Below are 15,893 nucleotides of genomic sequence, written 5' to 3' on the forward strand. Positions count from 1 at the left end.
CAGGATCCCCCTCGCTCCGCATTCGCGCAACCCCCGTGTCGGATCGCCGCCGCTCCTCGTACTACTGGAGTCCGCGAGCAGCGCTCGCCCCCGACGCCGAGGAGGAGCCATGTCGAAAGCCACCGCCGACCGGAGCGGATCGACGTCCGCTCCGCCCGCCGAGCACGACGCGAAGCCGGACAGCCCGACCGACCTGCAGAAGCGGTCGTGGAAGTACGTCCTCGTCAAGAGCATCCGGGAGTTCTCCGCCGACCAGTGCATGGACGGCGCCGCCGCACTCACCTACTACGCGGTGCTGTCGATCTTCCCCGCGCTGATCGCCGTCTTCTCCCTGCTCGGGGTGTTCGGGCAGGGCGGAGCCGCCGCCGATGCCGTGCTCGGGATCATCGACGACGTCGCCCCGCCGGAGACCGCGGACGCGCTGCGCGGGCCCATCGAGCAGATCTCCCAGGCGCCGGGCGCCGGCTTCGCCCTCATCTTCGGCATCCTCCTCGCGCTCTGGTCGGCATCCGGCTACGTCGGTGCGTTCAGCCGCGTGATGAACCGCATCTACGAGATCGAGGAGGGGCGCCCCTTCTGGAAGCTCCGCCCCATGCAGCTGCTCGTCACGCTCATCACCGTCGTCTCCCTCACGATCGTCGCCATCGTCCTCGTGCTCTCCGGTGACGTCGTCTCGGCCCTGGGCGACGCGATCGGCGCGGGTGAGGGTGTGCAGCTCGCGTGGAGCATCGCCAAGTGGCCGCTGCTGCTGTTCGTCGTCGTCTTCCTCGTGGCGATGCTCTACTACGCCACGCCCAACGCCAAGCAGCCCAAGTTCCGGTGGATCAGCATGGGGGCCCTCGTGGCGATCGTGGTACTGGCGATCGCGACACTCGGCTTCGTGCTCTACGTCACGACGTTCTCGAACTACGAGCGCACCTACGGGTCGATGGCGGGCGTCATCGTATTCCTCCTGTGGCTGTGGATCGCGAACCTCGCCCTGCTGTTCGGTGCGGAGTTCGACGCCGAGCTGGAACGCGGACGCCAGCTTCAGGCGGGGATCGCCGCCGAGCGCGACATCCAGCTGCCCGCACGCGACACCCGCCAGAGCGACAAGCGCGCCGAGAAGGAGCGGAAGGACATCGAGGAGGGGCGCCGCATCCGCATCGAGAACGACGACGACGCGGACGGGCGGCCCACGGACGAGTCGGCGCGCGGCCGCTGACCGCAGGGGCGGGGACGCCGCGGTTCAGTGTCCGTGCGCGAGCTGCTGCACGAGGACGACGACCCCGCCCAGCCCGACGAGGATCCCCAAGGCGATGAGCTGCTTCCATCCGCTCAGCCCGGTGCGACGGACGGCGACGTAGCCGATCAGCCCGAGGATCACGACGTAGACGATCGACGCGATCGTCAGCGCCGTGCGCAGTTCGATCCAGCCCAGCGCGGCGGCGAGGAGGACGAGCAGCGGAACGGCCGCCGACCCGAGCGCCGTGCCGGAGAGCCGCAGGAGATCCCTCATCTCGGACCCCCGGGGGAAGCCGCCGTGGGCCGCGAGGTGCGCCACCAGATCGGCCGCGAAACCGGCGAGCGCGATCGCGACGATCCCGACCAGCAGTGTCACCGTCGCCTGTGGCGCGGTGGTGTGCTCGACGTTGGAGTTCTGCACGAGCACGATCGCGAGTCCCGTGAACGTCGCATACACGCGCTCCTTGATCGCCGCGCGATCGACGGCGTGGTGGTGCTCTCCTCGAGAGGGATCGGAGTCCGGCGAGCTCATGTGCGGGATGCTATCAACTCGATTTCCGCGTGCTCCCCGCGGATCAGTCCAGGCGCGCCGACAGCTCCGCCGTGATGCGGGCGACCTGGGTGCGCGCCTCGGCCAGCCGCCCGACCTCCTCTTCCAGCCCCGCCCGCATCGCGGCCGATGCGCCGTGCACGCGGGCGAGCCGCAGGTTGGCCCGGAGGTTCAGCGACGCCCCCGCCAGCCCCGCCTCCAGAGCCTCCGTCGCGACCGCGAGATCCACGGCGAGGTGCGGGTTGCCGTCGGCGGCGAGCGCGCGGGCCCCCGCGACGAGGCTGATGCCGATGCGCCCCAGCTGCGCCACCGACCGCGCCGCCTCGACGGCCGCCTCCCGCACCCGCTGCTCCCGCGCGGGATCGTCCGACGCCAGCCCGAGCGCCGCACCGAAACGCGCCGACACGATCCCGTCCGCTTCGACCGCCTCCAGGAGCTCGGCGCGCACCGCGTCGAGCCGGCCTGTGCCCGCGACCACCGCGGGCTCGTCCGGGGTGTACCCGGCGACCATGCCCATCAGCGCGGCGGCGAGGCCCAGCATCACCCCGGAGGCCGCGCCCCCTCCCGGCGAACCGGTGGGCTGGCTGAGGGCGTCGAGCCACGCATCCATCGGGCGGGACGTCGGCACCTCTGCGGAATCCGTCATGCGCACCAGGCTATCCGCGCGAGCTCGACCCGCTCGTCCTAGAAGGTGTTCGCGCTCTTCGCGAGGAGGCCGCCGTCGCACACGAGGTGACTGCCGGTGACGTACGCGCTCTCCGGGCCGAGAAGCCACAGGACGGCGTCGGCGATCTCCTCCGGACGCGCCATCCGCCCCAGCGGGATCTGCTCACGTGCCGCCTCCCCCAGCTCGGTGCGGCGGGCGGCCAACGCCTCTCCCTCCAGGCCGAAGTAGAGGATGTCGGTGTCGGTGGCGCCCGGGACGACGGCGTTGACCCGCACCCCGTCCGGGGCGGCGTCCAACGCGGCGGCCCGCACGAACGCGGAGATGCCGCCCTTCGATGCCCCGTAGGCCGTGTTCGCTCCCCCGGCGAAGCCCACGAAGGCGGACGGCGACGAGACGCACACGAGGGAACCGCCCGTGCCCTCTGCTCGCCAGCGGTGGAGGGCCGCACGTGCCGTGAGGAAGGTCCCGCGGAGGTTGACTGCCATCACGCGGTCCCACGACTCGACGCTCGCCGACGCGAGCGGCTCGCTCACCTCGATACCCGCGTTCGCGACGACCCCGGTGATCGCCGGCAGGCGCTCGGCGACGGTCGCGAAGGCCGCGTCGACCTCGCTCTCGACGCTCACGTCGCAGCGGAGCGGGAGGGCGGAGGGCGCCCCCGCGGCGAGCGCCGCCGCAGCGGTGTCGGCCAGCGCGCGCTCGTCGATGTCGAGGAGGGCGATGTGCTGGCCCCGCGCGGCGGCGCGGAGCACGATGCCGCGGCCGATCCCGGCGGCGGCACCGGTGACGACGACCGTGCTCACCGGTCGGCCTCCGCAGCGGTGCCCGCGGAGAAGTGGGTGCGGATGTGCTCCGTGATGGTGTCGAGGCCGTGATCGCGGTCGCCGCTCTGCAGCGCGCCGATCAGCTCGCGATGCTGGTCCGCGACGGCATGCGAGTCGCCGTAGTAGTTCGCGTCGCGACGGAAGTAGGCGCGGACCCGCGGCTGGATGGTGCGCCAGATCTGCAGGCAGTGCTGCTGCCCCGACAGGAGCACGATGGCCTCATGGAAGCGGATGTCGTCGTCCGCGAGCCGGGCGAGGTCGCCCGCCGACGCCGCCTCGTCCATGCTGTCGATGATCGCGGTCAGGGCGGCGACGTCCTCATCGGTGACGACGGCCATGGCCTTCTCGAACGCGAAGCGCTCGAGCGCGATGCGGATGGGCACGAGTACGTTCTCGATCTCCTCCTGGGAGACGCCGAGCACCTCGGTGCCGCGGTACGGGTAGGAGACGACGAGGCCTTCCTGCTCGAGCTGGCGCAGGGCTTCGCGCACCGGTGCCCGGCTGGTCCCCAGCTGGGCGGCCAGTTCGAGCTCGGTCAGCTTCTGACCGGGCTCCAGGTCGCCGGTGGTGATGGCCTCGCGGAGGATCTCGGCGACGCGCTCGCGGCGCGACGCCGCAGGGACCGCGGGGAGGGAGGAGAGAGCGCTCATCGTGTCATCGTACCGATGCATGGGAGATTGTCGACAAAGTCCATTCACAGCGCACGACCGCGTGGAACGCGTCGCCCGCGGCCAGGCGCTCCACCGACCCGGCGGCGAGCGCATCGCCCACCCCCAGTCCCGCCGCCGTGGACGGCTCCCACGCGATCGTGTCCGCGCGGGGCAGGTCGGCGGCGGCGTGGTTGAACCACAGCAGCCAGTGCGGCAGCGTCCCGGCGACGTCTCTCAGCGTCACCGACCCGGCGGGCCCGAGGAGCGCGGCGGCCGCATGCACCCCGTGACGGGCGACATGGCCCGCCGCGCCGTCCGGGTGCGCCGGCACGGCCGCGACCGGCTCTCCGGCGAACAGCACGCGCCCCGGAGCGAAGAACGCGCGCGAGAAGCAGGGGTGCTCGCCCCACGTGAACGACCGGACCCCCGAACCCGTGTTCTGCACCACGGTCGAGACCGTGAGGGCGCCGTCCTCGAGAACGATCGTGCGCGTCAGCTCCGCCGCCCCGCCGTCGAGGAACGGCCCGTCGGCGACGCACACCACCCGGTCGGCGGCGTGCGCGACGGTCGTCCACGGCACCCGGGGCGCCCACCCGTGCTGCGCCGTGGACGCGGTGGGCAGTCCCACGCCGGGGAACATGGGGAACCACCCGCCGACCAGCACCTCCTCGTCGAACTCCTGCGCCGACTCCTCCCCCGTCAGCCCCGAGGGCACGAGCACGCGCGGGGGACGACCATCAGACCACAGCACGTCCCCGCCGCCCGGATCGAGCTCATGGATCAGGCAGCCGTGCGCGGGCACGACCGTGGCCCGTGCACGCCCCGCCCGCAGGACGTGCACGGTCACCCCGTCCGACGCGGGCTCCCCGCCACCCGGGCGCGACGCGGTCATCGTGACGGGCCCTCCGTCCCGCCGCGCCCCGCGCTCGCCTCCATCTCCTCGAGCGAGCGGCCGTTGGTCTCCCGGACCCCGAAGTACACGAGCAGGAACGACAGCGCCGCCATCACCGCGTACAGGGCGTAGCTGCCGGGCAGCGACACATCCCGCAGGCTGGGGAACGAGAAGTTGAGCGCCACGCCCGCGAGCCAGTTCGCCGCGGCGCACACGGACAGGGCGACGCCGCGGATCCGGTTGGGGAACATCTCCCCCAGCAGCACCCAGACCACCGGCCCCCAGGACACCGCGAACGCGACCACGAAGAGGTTCGCGCCGATCAGCGTCACCGGGCCCCACACGCCGTCGAGCTGGGGCGCCCCGTCCACGAGGCGCGCCGTGGAGAAGCCGATGCTCACGATCACGAGGCTGACGAACATGCCCACCGAGCCGGTCAGCAGCAGCCGGCGGCGCCCCACCCGGTCGATGAGGACGATCGCGACGACGGTGGCCGCCACGTTGATGAAGGAGCTCAGCACCGACAGTCCGAACGCGGCGGACTCCTCGAAGCCGACCGACTCCCACAGCGAGGTGGAGTAGTAGAAGATGACGTCGATGCCGACGAGCGCCTGCAGCGCGGCCACCCCGATGCCCACCCACACCACGGGGAGGAGCCCCCGACGCCGGTCCAGGAGGTCGCGGAAGCGCCCCGCGTCCTTGTGCTGCAGCGACTCCTCGATGCGGTCCGTGAGCAGTCGCGCCTCGGCCGGCGCGACGCGCTGCAGCCGGATCAGCACCCGACGCGCCGCCTCCACCCGGCCACGAGCCACGAGGAATCGCGGGGACTCCGGGACGACGAGCGCGAGCACCAGGTAGATCAGCGCCGGCACCACCCCCGCGATGAACATCCAGCGCCAGGCCGGCAGCCCGAGGAACAGCTCCGCATCCGCGCCGCCGAGCACCCACGCGATCCCGCTGTCCGAGAGCAGGGCGACGAAGATCCCCAGCACGATCGCCATCTGCTGCATCGAGGCGAGGCGTCCGCGGACGTGGGCCGGCGCGATCTCCGAGATGTAGAGGGGGCCGAGCACGGTCGCGAACCCGACCGCGATGCCGGTGACCAGCCGCCACACGGCGAGGTCGACCACCCCCTGCGCGAGACCGCACCCGATCGCGGCGACGAAGAAGACGACGCCGGCGGTGAGCATGGTGCGGGGCCGACCGATGCGATCCGCGATCCACCCGGCGCCGAGGGCCCCCACGGCTGCCCCGAGGAGCGTGACGGCGACCACGACGCCCAGACCGACGGCGTCCAGTCCGAGGTTGTTCTCGATGGCGGTGACCGCGCCGTTGATGACGGCCGTGTCGAAGCCGAAGAGGAAGCCGCCGACCGCGGCCGCGACGGCGAACCCGGTCACGGCCGGGGTGAGGCGTCCGCTCTCCCCCGGCGGGGGCGTCGTGGCGGCGCTCCGGCGACGGCGGGGTTCCGGCGCGGTGCCGGCGACGGCGGATGAGGATTCAGAGGACATCGGCTCTCTCCAGTCGGATTCCGGGTCGGTGCACGGTGCGCGCTCCCGACGAGACCACCGGGGTGCCGTTCACCCAGACGTGGCGGGCGGCGGTGGCGTAGGTCTCGGGCAGGACGAAGGTGTCCGTCGCCCGCAGCAGTTCGGGGTCCCACAGGACCAGGTCGGCGAAGGCCCCGTCGGCGACGACGCCCCGGTCGCGGAGGCGGAAGTGCCGCGCGACCGCGCCGGTCATCTTGTGCACGGCCTCCTCCAGCGTGAGGGTGCCCGCGCGCAGGGCGTGATGGCTCAGGAAGTGCTGGGAGCCGTGGAAGAACAGGGGGTGCGGGGTCCGGGCACCGAGGACGCCGTCCCGGCGGGACGTGAAGCCGTCCACGCCGAGGAGGAAGCGCTCATGGCGCACCGCCTCGGCGACGTGGTCGGGATGGAACAGCGCTCCCATGAACTGCACGGCTCCGAGGTCGCCACCCGACGCCGCCATGATGTCGAAGTAGGCGTCCCATTCGTCCGTCCCGTTCGCCGCCGCGATCTCCGGGAGGATCAGCCCCTCCCAGTCGGGGGTGGCCGGGCTCACCGCCAGCCGGACGCGCTCCCACTGACCCCGGTGCACGAAGCGCCAGTACCGGTCGGCGTCCGCACGCACCCGCGCACGCACCGCCGGATCGCGGAGGGCGGCGGCCGCGGCCTCCTCCCCGGCCGAGAGCAGCCAGTCGGGCAGCAGTCCCGCGGCGAGCCCGATGCCGTCGGGATAGGGGGTCATGTCCGCGAGGACGTCGACCCCGGACCGGCGCTCGCTCTCCAGCCGGGCCACCGCCTCCTCCCACGCCCCCTCGTGGGCGCCGGTGTCGTGCCGCACGTTCAGATGCGACAGCTGCGCGCGCAGCTCCCCGGCGTGGACGACGCGGAAGAACTCCGCCACGGCCTCCGCGAGCGCCGTGTCCCGGTTGCGGATGTGGCTGGCGTACATGGCGTCGTGGCGTCCCGCCACGCGAGCGAGCGCCTCCAGCTCCGGCGTCGAGGCGTTGCGCCCCGCGCCGTACTCCAGGCCGGAGCTGAAACCGAGCGCGCCGGCGTCGAGCGCCTCGTGGAGGTGCCGCTCCATGGTGCCAACGAGGTCGCCCTCCGTCCGCTCGGCGGCGCGACGCAGACCCGTGTGCCCGACGAACCAGGCGAGGTTCTGCGCCGTGCCGCCGTCGTGCACGACGGCGAGAAGGTCGGCGAACGACCGCCAGCGCACCTCACCGTCGTAGCCGAAGGCCGCGAGCGCCCGGCGGGCGGTCTCCTCGTCGCCGTCGGCGATCGGCGCGTACGTGACGCCGCAGTTGCCCACGACCTCGGTCGTCACCCCCTGATGCACCGTGCTCAGTGCATCGCGGTTGCCGAGGACCGACCAGTCGCTGTGGCTGTGCGGGTCGATGAGCCCGGGGGTGAGGACCAGGCCGCCCGCGTCGAGCTCCGCGGCGGCGGCGATGCCGGCCTCGGGCGCGACGACCGCGATGCGATCGTCGACGATCCCCACGTCGGCCGGGAACGGCTCCGCTCCGGTGCCGTCGATGACGGTCGCCCCGCGGATGAGGAGGTCGACCACGACGTCAGAGCACCTTCCCGAGGAACGCCCGCGCCCGCTCGGTCTGCGCGTGGGACAGCAGCTGCTGCGGGGTGCCGCTCTCGACGATGCGTCCGTCGTCCATGTAGATGACGCGGTCGGCGACCTCGCGGGCGAAGCCGATCTCGTGCGTGACGACGACCATCGTCATGCCCTCCTGCGCGAGCCCCTTCATCACAGAGAGGACCTCGCCGACGATCTCGGGGTCCAGCGCCGAGGTCGGCTCGTCGAAGAGCATCACGCGCGGCTGCATCGCGAGGGCGCGGGCGATCGCGACGCGCTGGGCCTGCCCGCCGGACAGGTTGCCCGGGTAGGCGTCGGCCTTGGCGGCCAGTCCGACCTTCGCCAGCAGGGCGTCGGCCCGCGCGGCGGCCTCCGACGCCCCGATGCCGAGCACCTTGCGCGGGGCGAGCGTGACGTTCTCCCGCGCCGTGAGGTGCGGGAAGAGGTTGAACTGCTGGAACACCATGCCGACATCGCGGCGGACGGCGGCGAGGTCGGCCCGGCGCTCCTTCGCGGTGAGCAGGTGCCCGTTCACCTCGACGCTGCCGTGGCTGGGCGTCTCCAGCCCGTTCATGCAGCGCAGCAGGGTGCTCTTGCCGGAGCCGGACGCCCCGATGATGCAGACGACCTCGCCTTCGGCGACGTCGCACGTGATCCCGTGCAGCACCTCCGTGGCGCCGAAGCTGAGCCGCAGGTCGGTGACAGTGATCATTTCGAGTCTCCTCGGGAGGGGGTGAGCGCGTCCTCCACCCGGGGCGGGCGCGCGTGGATGGTGAGTCGGCGTTCGTAGCGGCGGCCGGCGACGGAGAGGGCGAAGCAGATGACGAAGTAGACCGCCCCCACCACGAGGTAGGCGAGGATCGGCTGGCCGGTCTGCGAGGCGACGATGTTGCCCGCCCGGGTGAGCTCGATCAGGCCGATGACGGCCACCAGCGAGCTGTCCTTGATGAGCACGACGAGGAAGCCGATGCCCGGCGGCACCATGATGCGAGCCGCCTGCGGCATCACCACGAAGCGGAGCTGCTGCGGCCAGGAGAGCCCCAGTGCCTGCGCCGCCTCGAACTGTCCGCGCGGGAGGGCCTGGATGCTGCCGCGGACGATCTCGCTGATGTACGCCGAAGCGAAGATCGTGAGGGCGATCACGGCCGCCCAGTAGTCCGGCACGTTGCTGCCCGGCGACATCAGTGGCAGGGCGAAGTATACGAAGAAGATGATGAGCAGCACGGGGACCCCGCGGATCGCCCCCACCCAGATCGCGCTGATCCAGCGCAGCGGGGCGAACGGGCTGGCCGCGAGGATGCCGGAGAGGATGCCGACCACCCCGCCGAGGAGCACCGCCAGGAGGCAGATCTGCAGCGTCACGAACGCGCCCTGCAGGATGAGGAGGAGATCGGGCAGATCGAACGACGTGAACATCAGGCCACCTTCCAGCGGATCCCGCGCGTCTCCAGGAGACGGGACGCCCCCGCGATGAGGAACGCGACGAGGAAATAGAGCAGGCCGCCGACGACGAACGTCTCGATCGTGCGGAAGGTGCTCGTCGTGATGCCCATCATCACGTGCATGAGCTCGGGCACCGCGACGATGGAGGCGATGGAGGACGCGAGGAACAGCAGGATCACCTGGTTCGTCAGCGACGGCAGGACGTTGCGCAGGGCGGGCACGAGACGCACGTGGAAGAACGTCGTGCGTCGCGAGAGGCCCAGGGCGTCCGCCGCCTCGATCTGCCCCCGCGGGATCGCCTCGAAGCCGGCGCGGTAGATCTCCGCGAGGTACGCGGAGTTGTTGACGCTGAGGGCGAGGATGCCCGCGGTGATCGGATCGAAGTTGACGCCGACCGACGGCAGGGCGAAGTAGATCAGGTACAGCTGCAGCAGCAGCGGCGTGTTCCGGATCACCTCGACGTACGCGGCGCCGATCGCGCGGAGCACGGGGAGACGGGAGGCGCGCAGCAGGTACACGGCGACGCCCAGCGGCGACCCGATGAGCACGGCCGCGAGGGTGATGAGGATGCTGATGCCGAGGCCGGCGAGCAGCTCGGGCGCATGGGGGATGAGGTCCCCGAAGAACAGTTGCATGAGTTGTCCGTTCCGGCTGCCCCGCCCGGGGCGGGGCAGCCGAGGAGGTCGCTACTTGATGAGCTCGGGGACGTCGGTGCCGAGCCACTCGTTGTACGAGTCGTTCGCGGCGTCGCTGATGTTGTAGTTGCGGATGAAGTTGTCGACGTAGTTCAGCCACAGCTGGTCGCCCTGCTTCAGCCCCATCGAGACCACGGACGGGCTCAGCTGCGGCGCGTCGACGACGACGAACTCGTCGCCGGAGTCGGCGAGGATCCCCTGGACGACGGAGTTGCTCTCCATCAGGGCGTCGACCTTGCCGCTGCGCAGGGCCTGGATGGAGTCGGCGACCGCCTCGAACAGGCTCGCGTCGGCCTCCGGGAAGCGCTTCTCGAGGATGGTGGCGGGCACGCTGCCGCGGGTCGCGGCGACGCTGCGGCCGTCGAGGTCGTCGTACGAGGAGATGTCGCTCCCCGCCGGCACCAGGACGACCTGACCCTCCGCCGCGTAGGGACGGGACATGGCCACCTTCTGCGCACGCTCGTCGAGGTTGGTGAGGGCGGCGATGACGATGTCGACCTTGCCGGTCTCCAGCAGCGGGATGCGGTTCGCGTTCGTGGTGGACACGTACTCGATCTCCGCCCCCAGGGAGGCGGCGAGCGCCTGCGCGGCGTCGATGTCGAAGCCCTCGTACTCCCCCGAGCTCTTCATGACCCCGTAGGGCGGGGCGTCCGCGAACACGCCGACGACGAGCGTCTTCTTCTCGAGGACTTTCGTGAGGGTGCTCTCCTGGGCGCCTGCTCCCGCGCTGCCGCTCGAGGTGCACGCGGTGAGGGCGAGGGCGGTCGTCGCGGCCACGGCGAGGCCGGTGAGGATGCGCGTCAACTTCATTGTGATGCCTTTCGGGTTCGGGCCTTCGCGCTGCCGTCGTGCACAACGCTGTGGTCTCTCGTCGCACCGCTGACGGGTGCAGGAACAGACATTACCCACAGATTGCCCAGTTGTCGACAATCGACTATCTTCGGTTTCGGAAGGGGATCCCTTTCCCTCATCACGGTTGGAAGGTCTTCATGCGCATCACCCGAATCGACACGTGCGGACTGCGAGGTGCGACACCCGAGGGCGGATGGTCGCACGAGCTGCAGCCCGACGACATCGTGCACACCCTCGTGGCGGTCCACACCGACGAGGGCATCGTCGGCGTCGGCAGCGCCTTCACCTCGGAGGCCCTGGTGCGCGGCGCCATCGACCTGCTCTCCCCGCACCTCATCGGCGAGAACCCGCAGGAGGTCGAGCGCCTGACCGAGACGCTGCACCAGACCGCCTTCTGGATGGGACGCGGCGGATCCCTCACCCACGCGACGAGCGCGATCGACATCGCCCTGTGGGACATCGCAGGCCAGGCGGCCTCCCAGCCCGTCGGACGACTCCTCGGCGGGCGCCACCGCGACCGCGTCCGCCCGTACGCGTCGGTGCTCATGGACGAGGCCGGCCCGATGACCGAGAACCTCGAGGCGCTGGTCGCGACCGGCTTCTCCGCCTTCAAGATCGGCTGGTGGAAGTTCGGCCGCGTGGACGCGGCGACCGACGAGGCCACCGTCGCCGCCGCGCGGGCCGCGGTCGGCGATCGGCTGCTCGCCGTCGACGCCGGCGGATCCGAGGCCTTCTTCCCGGGCGACAGGGCCTGGGCGAAGCGGACCGCCCGGATGCTCGCCGACTACGACGTCGCCTGGTTCGAGGAGGCCCTCGCCCCGGACGACATCGACGGCTTCGCGGAGCTCCGCGCGACGTCCCCCGTCCGCATCTCGGGCGGAGAGGTGCTCACCCGCCGCCAGAGCTTCCAGCCCTACCTCGACCGGCACGCCTTCGACATCGTGCAGCCCGACACGACGAAGGGCGGAGGACTGAGCGAGTCCCGCCGGATCGGGTGGGCGGCGCAGGACCGCGGCATCCGGCTCATCCCGCACGGCTGGAACACCGGCATCGGGCTCGCCGCCGACCTGCAGCTGGCCTCCGCCCTCTCGGCCACCGACCTCGTCGAGTACAAGACGGGCTCGGCCTACGTCGACGATCTCATCCACGGCGGCTGGACACTGGACGCCGAGGGCTTCCTCGACATCCCCGCGACGCCCGGGCTCGGAGTGACCCTCGACGAGGACACCCTCGGCCGCTACGGCACCCGCCCCGGCTTCGCCACCGCGACGCCCTGACCGCCCCGCGACCGACCGCAGGAGACCCCCATGCGCCCCACCCCGTCCGACACCCTCACCCGCACCGGCGTGCTGGCCGTGCTCCGCGCGCCCGACGCGAGCCTGTACGAGCCCGTGGTGCGGACCCTCGCCGAGAGCGGCATCCGCTGCATCGAGCTGACCCTGACGACCCCGGGCACGATCGCCGCCCTGCCCCGGCTCATCGCAGCGGCGGGCGAGGCGGAGATCGGGGTGGGGACGGTCCGGGAGGAGCACGAGGCGCGCGCCGCGATCGACGCCGGCGCCCGCTTCCTCGTCTCGCCGGGGATCATGCCCGGGGTGGCGGAGGCGGCCGCCGCCGGGGAGGTGCCGGTCTACCCGGGCGCGATGACGCCGACCGAGGTGGACGCCGCGTGGCGGCTCGGCGCGGCGGCGGTGAAGATCTTCCCCGCCGCGACCGTGGGTCCCGACTACATCGGGCAGCTGCGCGGACCCTTCCCGGACGTGCGTACGCTGCCCTCGGGCGGCATCGCCCTGGACGAGATCCCCGCATGGATCGCCGCCGGCTGCATCGCGGTGAGCCTGGGCGGCCCGCTCCTGGGGGATGCGTTCGCCGGCGGCAGTCTCGTCGCCCTCCGCGATCGCGCTGAGCAGGCGCTCGCGGCCGTCGCCCGCGGACGCGGCGCGTGACCCTCCCGCCGCTCCACGTCGTCACGGTCGGCGAGGCGATGGGCGTGGTCACGAACGACCGACCCGGCCCCCTCGACTCCGCGCGGGCGCACACGCTGAGCTTCGGGGGCGCGGAGAGCAACGTCGCGATCGGGCTGGCGCGCCTGGGGGCGCGCGCGAGCTGGGTCAGCCTGCTGGGCGACGATCCGCTCGGCGATCTCATCGCGCGGGAGCTGCGGGCGGAGGGCGTGGCGGTCCACGCACCCCGCCGCAGCGATCGGCCGACGGGGATCATGCACAAGCACCGACGGACCACGGGGATGACCACGGTCAGCTTCTGGCGGGCGGGGAGCGCCGCCTCCCGGCTTGCGCCGGCGGACGTCCCCGACGCGCTCCTGGCCACCGCGGACGTCGTCCACCTCACCGGGATCCTCGCCGGGCTCGGCCCCGACTCCCTCGCCTGCGCGCAGGACACGGCGCGCCGGGCCCGGGCGGCGGGGGCCCGCGTGTCGTTCGACGTCAACCATCGCACCGCGCTCTGGCGCGGCCGGGACGCGCGCGCCGCCTACCGCGACCTCGCCGCGGCCGCCGACGTGCTGTTCGCGGGCGAGGAGGAAGCCGCCATCCTGGTCGGCGCGGGGACGCCGGGCGAGCTGGCGGAGAGGCTGCGCGCCCTCGGTCCGCGGGAGGTCGTCATCAAGCGCGGCGCGGCCGGGGCCTTCGCGGACGACGGCCGCGACCGCCTCGACCTGCCGGCCGTGACGGTCGACGCCGTGGACACGGTGGGCGCCGGGGACGCCTTCGTGGCGGGGTACCTGAGCCTGCGGCCGGAGGAGGCGACTCTCGCGGAGCGGGTGCAGCGGGCGGTGGCGGCGGGGGCCTTCGCGTGCCTGTCGTCCGGCGACTGGGAGGGCGCGCCGACGGCGGCCGAGCTCGCGCGGCTCGGCGAGGCGGAGGGTGTGCGGCGCTGAGCCGCCGCCCCCTCTCTTCACTTTAGATCTGATAAAGTGCTTTCATGATCGACAAGCAGTACACCGTGGAAGAGGCGGCCCAGCAGGTCGCCGACAGTGAGCGGATCGGCCGCGAGGCCCGGCGCGCGACGCGCTGGTTCCGGATCTTCGTCATCGCGCAGGCGGCATACGCCCTGGCGTTCACCCTCTCGATCGACGTCGCCGATGTGCCGTACTGGAAGGCGTTCACACCCTTCGCGCTCGTGACGATCTCGATCTGGATGATCGCGGTCCGCTACCGCCGCTCCGTCCCCCGGAACGGGTTCCGCAACATGGGAATCGCCCTGTGCACGTGGTTCGCGCTGTACACCCTCATGTTCGATCCGGCGCTCCAGCTGGTCGGGGCGTCCTCCCCCTGGTGGTGGGTGCTCGCCGGCGTCGTGGCGGTCAGCCCGATCCTCGCCTGCGTATTCGCGAGCTCCCGTCGATGAGTCACCCCCGCCGGGAGATCGACGCCCTCATCCACTCCCCGGTGAGGTTCTCCCTGCTGGCCGCCCTGCGCAACCTGGAGGACGTCGACTTCCGGTTCCTCGCCGACCTCCTCGAGGTCAGCGACTCGACGCTGTCGCAGGCGCTCACCGCGCTCGCCGACGCCGGCCTCGTCACCGTGCGGAAGGAGGCCTCCGGTCGCCGCACGCGCACCTGGGTCGGCATCACGGACGCCGGCCGCGCCGCCTTCGCCCGCCACCTCGCCACACTCCAGGCGATCATCGACGCGGGCGCCGCCACCGAGAGGACACCGGAATGAACGACGACGCGGAGATCGGGGTGCGCCTCGCCCGGCGCGAGGAGCTGGCGACCTGTGCCGAGACGCTCGCCGCCGCCTTCCGCGACTATCCCTGGACCCGGCACGTGATCCCCGAGGACGACTACGACGCCCGGCTCGCGGCCCTGCAGCGCCTGTACCTCGGGTACGCGCACGACCAGGGCATCGTCGCGGTCGCCGGCGAGGGCGCGGGCGCCATCGCGCTCCTCCGCCCGGACGCCGCGGAACCGGAGGCCGCCCTCATCGCGCAGGTGGTGGCGCTGCACGGCGACCGCCTCGACCGCCTCGACCAGACCCCCTCCCCCGCAGGCGCCTGGCGGCTGGAGACCCTCGGCGTGCACCCCGGGCGGCAGGGGCGCGGGATCGCCTCGCTCCTCCTCCGCTTCGCGCTCGACGAAGTCGCACGCCGCGGCGGCGGATCGGTGGTGCTGGACACCTCGGACGCGCGCAACGTGCGCCTCTACGAGCGTCACGGGTTCCGGACGACCACCCGCACCGATGCCGACGGCGCACCTCCGGTCTGGCGCATGACGGCGCTCGTGTCCGCGGACTCCCCCGGCGGGTCCTCCGCCTGACCGTCGGGGCGCGGCACGTCGACGAACCGGCCGTCCACGAGATGCCGCCGGCGGCCCGCCCGGGCCGCGACCGCGGGGTCGTGCGTGACGACGAGGATGGTCGTGCCCTCCGCGTTCAGCTCGTCGAACAGATCGAGCACGTCGTCCGCCGCCTCGCGGTGCAGCGCCCCGGTGGGTTCATCGGCGACGAGGATCGCGGGCCGGTTGACCAGCGCGCGACAGATGCCGACGCGCTGCCGCTGACCGCCGGAGAGCTCGTGCGGCGCTCTGGCCCCGAGGTGTCCGATCCCCAGCCGCTCCACCGTGCGGGCGACGTGCGCGCGCGTCTCCGCCGGCACCCGGCCCCGCCGCCGGAGGGCGGGCAGGAGGATGTTGTCGGTGACCGTCAGCTCCTCCAGGAGGTCGGTGCGCTGGAACACGAAGCCGAGCGTCTCGCGGCGCAGGCGCGCGAGGGCGGCGTCACCGAGGGTGGCGAGGTCGGTCCCGGCGATCCGCACGGTGCCGGACGTCGGATGGTCCAGGCCCGTCAGGCAGGCCAGCAGCGTGGACTTCCCCGAACCGCTGGGACCGGTGAGGGCGAGGTGGTCGCCATCGGCCAGATCGAGGTCGATGTCCGCGAGGACCGTGGCGGTCTCCCCGCCGGGCGATTCGAAGACGCGGGTGACCGCGCGCGCGGAGAGCAGGGGAGAGGCGGGCGTCATCG

Annotated in this window: 19 protein-coding genes; 7 read left to right on the top strand and 12 right to left on the bottom strand. The window is 72.5% G+C overall.

Annotated elements, in window-relative coordinates; translation table 11 throughout:
* Window positions 1–109: 109 nt before the first annotated feature.
* Window positions 110–1,204, top strand: coding sequence for a YihY/virulence factor BrkB family protein (locus KAF39_RS01840; RefSeq protein ID WP_210675693.1), 1,095 nt, complete (start codon window positions 110–112; stop codon window positions 1,202–1,204).
* A 24-nt stretch (window positions 1,205–1,228) separates the two neighbouring features.
* On the opposite strand, the gene KAF39_RS01845 is transcribed toward KAF39_RS01840, so the two are convergent.
* The 11 genes from KAF39_RS01845 to KAF39_RS01895 are packed head-to-tail and all read right to left on the bottom strand — an operon-like array spanning window position 1,229 to window position 10,872.
* The gene (locus KAF39_RS01845; protein WP_210675694.1) at window positions 1,229–1,756 is read right to left on the bottom strand and encodes a hypothetical protein; all 528 of its coding nucleotides are present in this window, start codon (window positions 1,754–1,756) and stop codon (window positions 1,229–1,231) included.
* Window positions 1,757–1,799: 43 nt separating this feature from the next.
* Window positions 1,800–2,420, bottom strand: a complete 621-nt coding sequence (locus KAF39_RS01850; protein ID WP_210675695.1) for a cyclodeaminase/cyclohydrolase family protein — start codon at window positions 2,418–2,420, stop codon at window positions 1,800–1,802.
* A gap of 38 nt (window positions 2,421–2,458) precedes the next feature.
* Entirely contained in the window at window positions 2,459–3,244 is a 786-nt protein-coding gene (locus tag KAF39_RS01855) for an SDR family NAD(P)-dependent oxidoreductase (RefSeq protein WP_210675696.1), read from the bottom strand.
* Complete coding sequence (locus KAF39_RS01860; protein WP_210675697.1) at window positions 3,241–3,915, bottom strand: GntR family transcriptional regulator; 675 nt, start codon at window positions 3,913–3,915, stop codon at window positions 3,241–3,243. Before KAF39_RS01860 ends, KAF39_RS01855 begins: the two co-directional genes overlap by 4 nt.
* A 4-nt stretch (window positions 3,916–3,919) precedes the next feature.
* Window positions 3,920–4,807 (bottom strand): hypothetical protein, encoded by an 888-nt coding sequence (locus tag KAF39_RS01865; RefSeq protein WP_210675698.1) that lies wholly within the window; start codon window positions 4,805–4,807, stop codon window positions 3,920–3,922.
* On the bottom strand, window positions 4,804–6,318 hold the full coding sequence (locus KAF39_RS01870) for a sugar porter family MFS transporter (RefSeq protein ID WP_210675699.1): 1,515 nt from the start codon (window positions 6,316–6,318) through the stop codon (window positions 4,804–4,806). Before KAF39_RS01870 ends, KAF39_RS01865 begins: the two co-directional genes overlap by 4 nt.
* The gene (locus KAF39_RS01875) at window positions 6,308–7,903 is read right to left on the bottom strand and encodes an amidohydrolase family protein (protein WP_210675700.1); all 1,596 of its coding nucleotides are present in this window, start codon (window positions 7,901–7,903) and stop codon (window positions 6,308–6,310) included. Before KAF39_RS01875 ends, KAF39_RS01870 begins: the two co-directional genes overlap by 11 nt.
* 4 nt (window positions 7,904–7,907) lie before the next feature.
* The gene (locus tag KAF39_RS01880; protein ID WP_085605728.1) at window positions 7,908–8,636 is read right to left on the bottom strand and encodes an amino acid ABC transporter ATP-binding protein; all 729 of its coding nucleotides are present in this window, start codon (window positions 8,634–8,636) and stop codon (window positions 7,908–7,910) included.
* Window positions 8,633–9,340 (bottom strand): amino acid ABC transporter permease, encoded by a 708-nt coding sequence (locus KAF39_RS01885; protein ID WP_210675701.1) that lies wholly within the window; start codon window positions 9,338–9,340, stop codon window positions 8,633–8,635. Before KAF39_RS01885 ends, KAF39_RS01880 begins: the two co-directional genes overlap by 4 nt.
* Entirely contained in the window at window positions 9,340–10,002 is a 663-nt protein-coding gene (locus KAF39_RS01890; protein ID WP_210675702.1) for an amino acid ABC transporter permease, read from the bottom strand. Before KAF39_RS01890 ends, KAF39_RS01885 begins: the two co-directional genes overlap by 1 nt.
* A 51-nt stretch (window positions 10,003–10,053) precedes the next feature.
* Window positions 10,054–10,872, bottom strand: coding sequence for a transporter substrate-binding domain-containing protein (locus KAF39_RS01895; RefSeq protein ID WP_210675703.1), 819 nt, complete (start codon window positions 10,870–10,872; stop codon window positions 10,054–10,056).
* Window positions 10,873–11,051: 179 nt separating this feature from the next.
* On the opposite strand from KAF39_RS01895, the gene KAF39_RS01900 reads away from it, so the two are divergent.
* Genes KAF39_RS01900 through KAF39_RS01925 form a run of 6 tightly spaced genes read left to right on the top strand, consistent with a single transcriptional unit; the run spans window position 11,052 to window position 15,190 of the window.
* Window positions 11,052–12,191 carry a mandelate racemase/muconate lactonizing enzyme family protein gene (locus KAF39_RS01900; protein ID WP_210675704.1) on the top strand — a complete coding sequence of 380 codons (1,140 nt, stop codon included), beginning with the start codon at window positions 11,052–11,054 and terminating at the stop codon, window positions 12,189–12,191.
* Between the two features lie 30 nt (window positions 12,192–12,221).
* The gene (locus KAF39_RS01905) at window positions 12,222–12,860 is read left to right on the top strand and encodes a bifunctional 4-hydroxy-2-oxoglutarate aldolase/2-dehydro-3-deoxy-phosphogluconate aldolase (RefSeq protein ID WP_149085704.1); all 639 of its coding nucleotides are present in this window, start codon (window positions 12,222–12,224) and stop codon (window positions 12,858–12,860) included.
* Window positions 12,857–13,810 (top strand): sugar kinase, encoded by a 954-nt coding sequence (locus tag KAF39_RS01910; RefSeq protein WP_210675705.1) that lies wholly within the window; start codon window positions 12,857–12,859, stop codon window positions 13,808–13,810. The genes KAF39_RS01905 and KAF39_RS01910 overlap by 4 nt, the downstream gene beginning before the upstream one ends.
* A 44-nt stretch (window positions 13,811–13,854) precedes the next feature.
* The gene (locus KAF39_RS01915; protein ID WP_210675706.1) at window positions 13,855–14,280 is read left to right on the top strand and encodes a hypothetical protein; all 426 of its coding nucleotides are present in this window, start codon (window positions 13,855–13,857) and stop codon (window positions 14,278–14,280) included.
* Window positions 14,277–14,597 carry a transcriptional regulator gene (locus tag KAF39_RS01920; RefSeq protein WP_210675707.1) on the top strand — a complete coding sequence of 107 codons (321 nt, stop codon included), beginning with the start codon at window positions 14,277–14,279 and terminating at the stop codon, window positions 14,595–14,597. Before KAF39_RS01915 ends, KAF39_RS01920 begins: the two co-directional genes overlap by 4 nt.
* On the top strand, window positions 14,594–15,190 hold the full coding sequence (locus KAF39_RS01925) for a GNAT family N-acetyltransferase (RefSeq protein WP_210675708.1): 597 nt from the start codon (window positions 14,594–14,596) through the stop codon (window positions 15,188–15,190). The genes KAF39_RS01920 and KAF39_RS01925 overlap by 4 nt, the downstream gene beginning before the upstream one ends.
* Here KAF39_RS01925 and KAF39_RS01930 read toward each other — a convergent pair.
* A complete protein-coding gene (locus tag KAF39_RS01930; protein WP_210675709.1) occupies window positions 15,085–15,891 on the bottom strand; it encodes an ABC transporter ATP-binding protein in 807 nt (268 codons plus the stop codon). The two genes, KAF39_RS01925 and KAF39_RS01930, sit on opposite strands and share 106 nt — an antisense overlap.
* Between the last annotated feature and the right edge of the window lie 2 nt (window positions 15,892–15,893).

The sequence above is a fragment of the Microbacterium sp. BLY genome (assembly GCF_017939615.1).
GTDB lineage: Bacteria > Actinomycetota > Actinomycetes > Actinomycetales > Microbacteriaceae > Microbacterium.

What these genes read in the sequence shown, in the direction of transcription:
- KAF39_RS01870 (WP_210675699.1), bottom strand. Translation starts at nt 6,318, where the DNA reads ATGTCCTCTGAATCCTCATCCGCCGTCGCCGGCACCGCGCCGGAACCC.
- KAF39_RS01890 (WP_210675702.1), bottom strand. Translation starts at nt 10,002, where the DNA reads ATGCAACTGTTCTTCGGGGACCTCATCCCCCATGCGCCCGAGCTGCTC.
- KAF39_RS01880 (WP_085605728.1), bottom strand. Translation starts at nt 8,636, where the DNA reads ATGATCACTGTCACCGACCTGCGGCTCAGCTTCGGCGCCACGGAGGTG.
- KAF39_RS01920 (WP_210675707.1), top strand. Translation starts at nt 14,277, where the DNA reads ATGAGTCACCCCCGCCGGGAGATCGACGCCCTCATCCACTCCCCGGTG.
- KAF39_RS01865 (WP_210675698.1), bottom strand. Translation starts at nt 4,807, where the DNA reads ATGACCGCGTCGCGCCCGGGTGGCGGGGAGCCCGCGTCGGACGGGGTG.
- KAF39_RS01900 (WP_210675704.1), top strand. Translation starts at nt 11,052, where the DNA reads ATGCGCATCACCCGAATCGACACGTGCGGACTGCGAGGTGCGACACCC.
- KAF39_RS01840 (WP_210675693.1), top strand. Translation starts at nt 110, where the DNA reads ATGTCGAAAGCCACCGCCGACCGGAGCGGATCGACGTCCGCTCCGCCC.
- KAF39_RS01915 (WP_210675706.1), top strand. Translation starts at nt 13,855, where the DNA reads ATGATCGACAAGCAGTACACCGTGGAAGAGGCGGCCCAGCAGGTCGCC.
- KAF39_RS01905 (WP_149085704.1), top strand. Translation starts at nt 12,222, where the DNA reads ATGCGCCCCACCCCGTCCGACACCCTCACCCGCACCGGCGTGCTGGCC.
- KAF39_RS01860 (WP_210675697.1), bottom strand. Translation starts at nt 3,915, where the DNA reads ATGAGCGCTCTCTCCTCCCTCCCCGCGGTCCCTGCGGCGTCGCGCCGC.
- KAF39_RS01885 (WP_210675701.1), bottom strand. Translation starts at nt 9,340, where the DNA reads ATGTTCACGTCGTTCGATCTGCCCGATCTCCTCCTCATCCTGCAGGGC.
- KAF39_RS01895 (WP_210675703.1), bottom strand. Translation starts at nt 10,872, where the DNA reads ATGAAGTTGACGCGCATCCTCACCGGCCTCGCCGTGGCCGCGACGACC.
- KAF39_RS01845 (WP_210675694.1), bottom strand. Translation starts at nt 1,756, where the DNA reads ATGAGCTCGCCGGACTCCGATCCCTCTCGAGGAGAGCACCACCACGCC.
- KAF39_RS01925 (WP_210675708.1), top strand. Translation starts at nt 14,594, where the DNA reads ATGAACGACGACGCGGAGATCGGGGTGCGCCTCGCCCGGCGCGAGGAG.
- KAF39_RS01930 (WP_210675709.1), bottom strand. Translation starts at nt 15,891, where the DNA reads ATGACGCCCGCCTCTCCCCTGCTCTCCGCGCGCGCGGTCACCCGCGTC.
- KAF39_RS01850 (WP_210675695.1), bottom strand. Translation starts at nt 2,420, where the DNA reads ATGACGGATTCCGCAGAGGTGCCGACGTCCCGCCCGATGGATGCGTGG.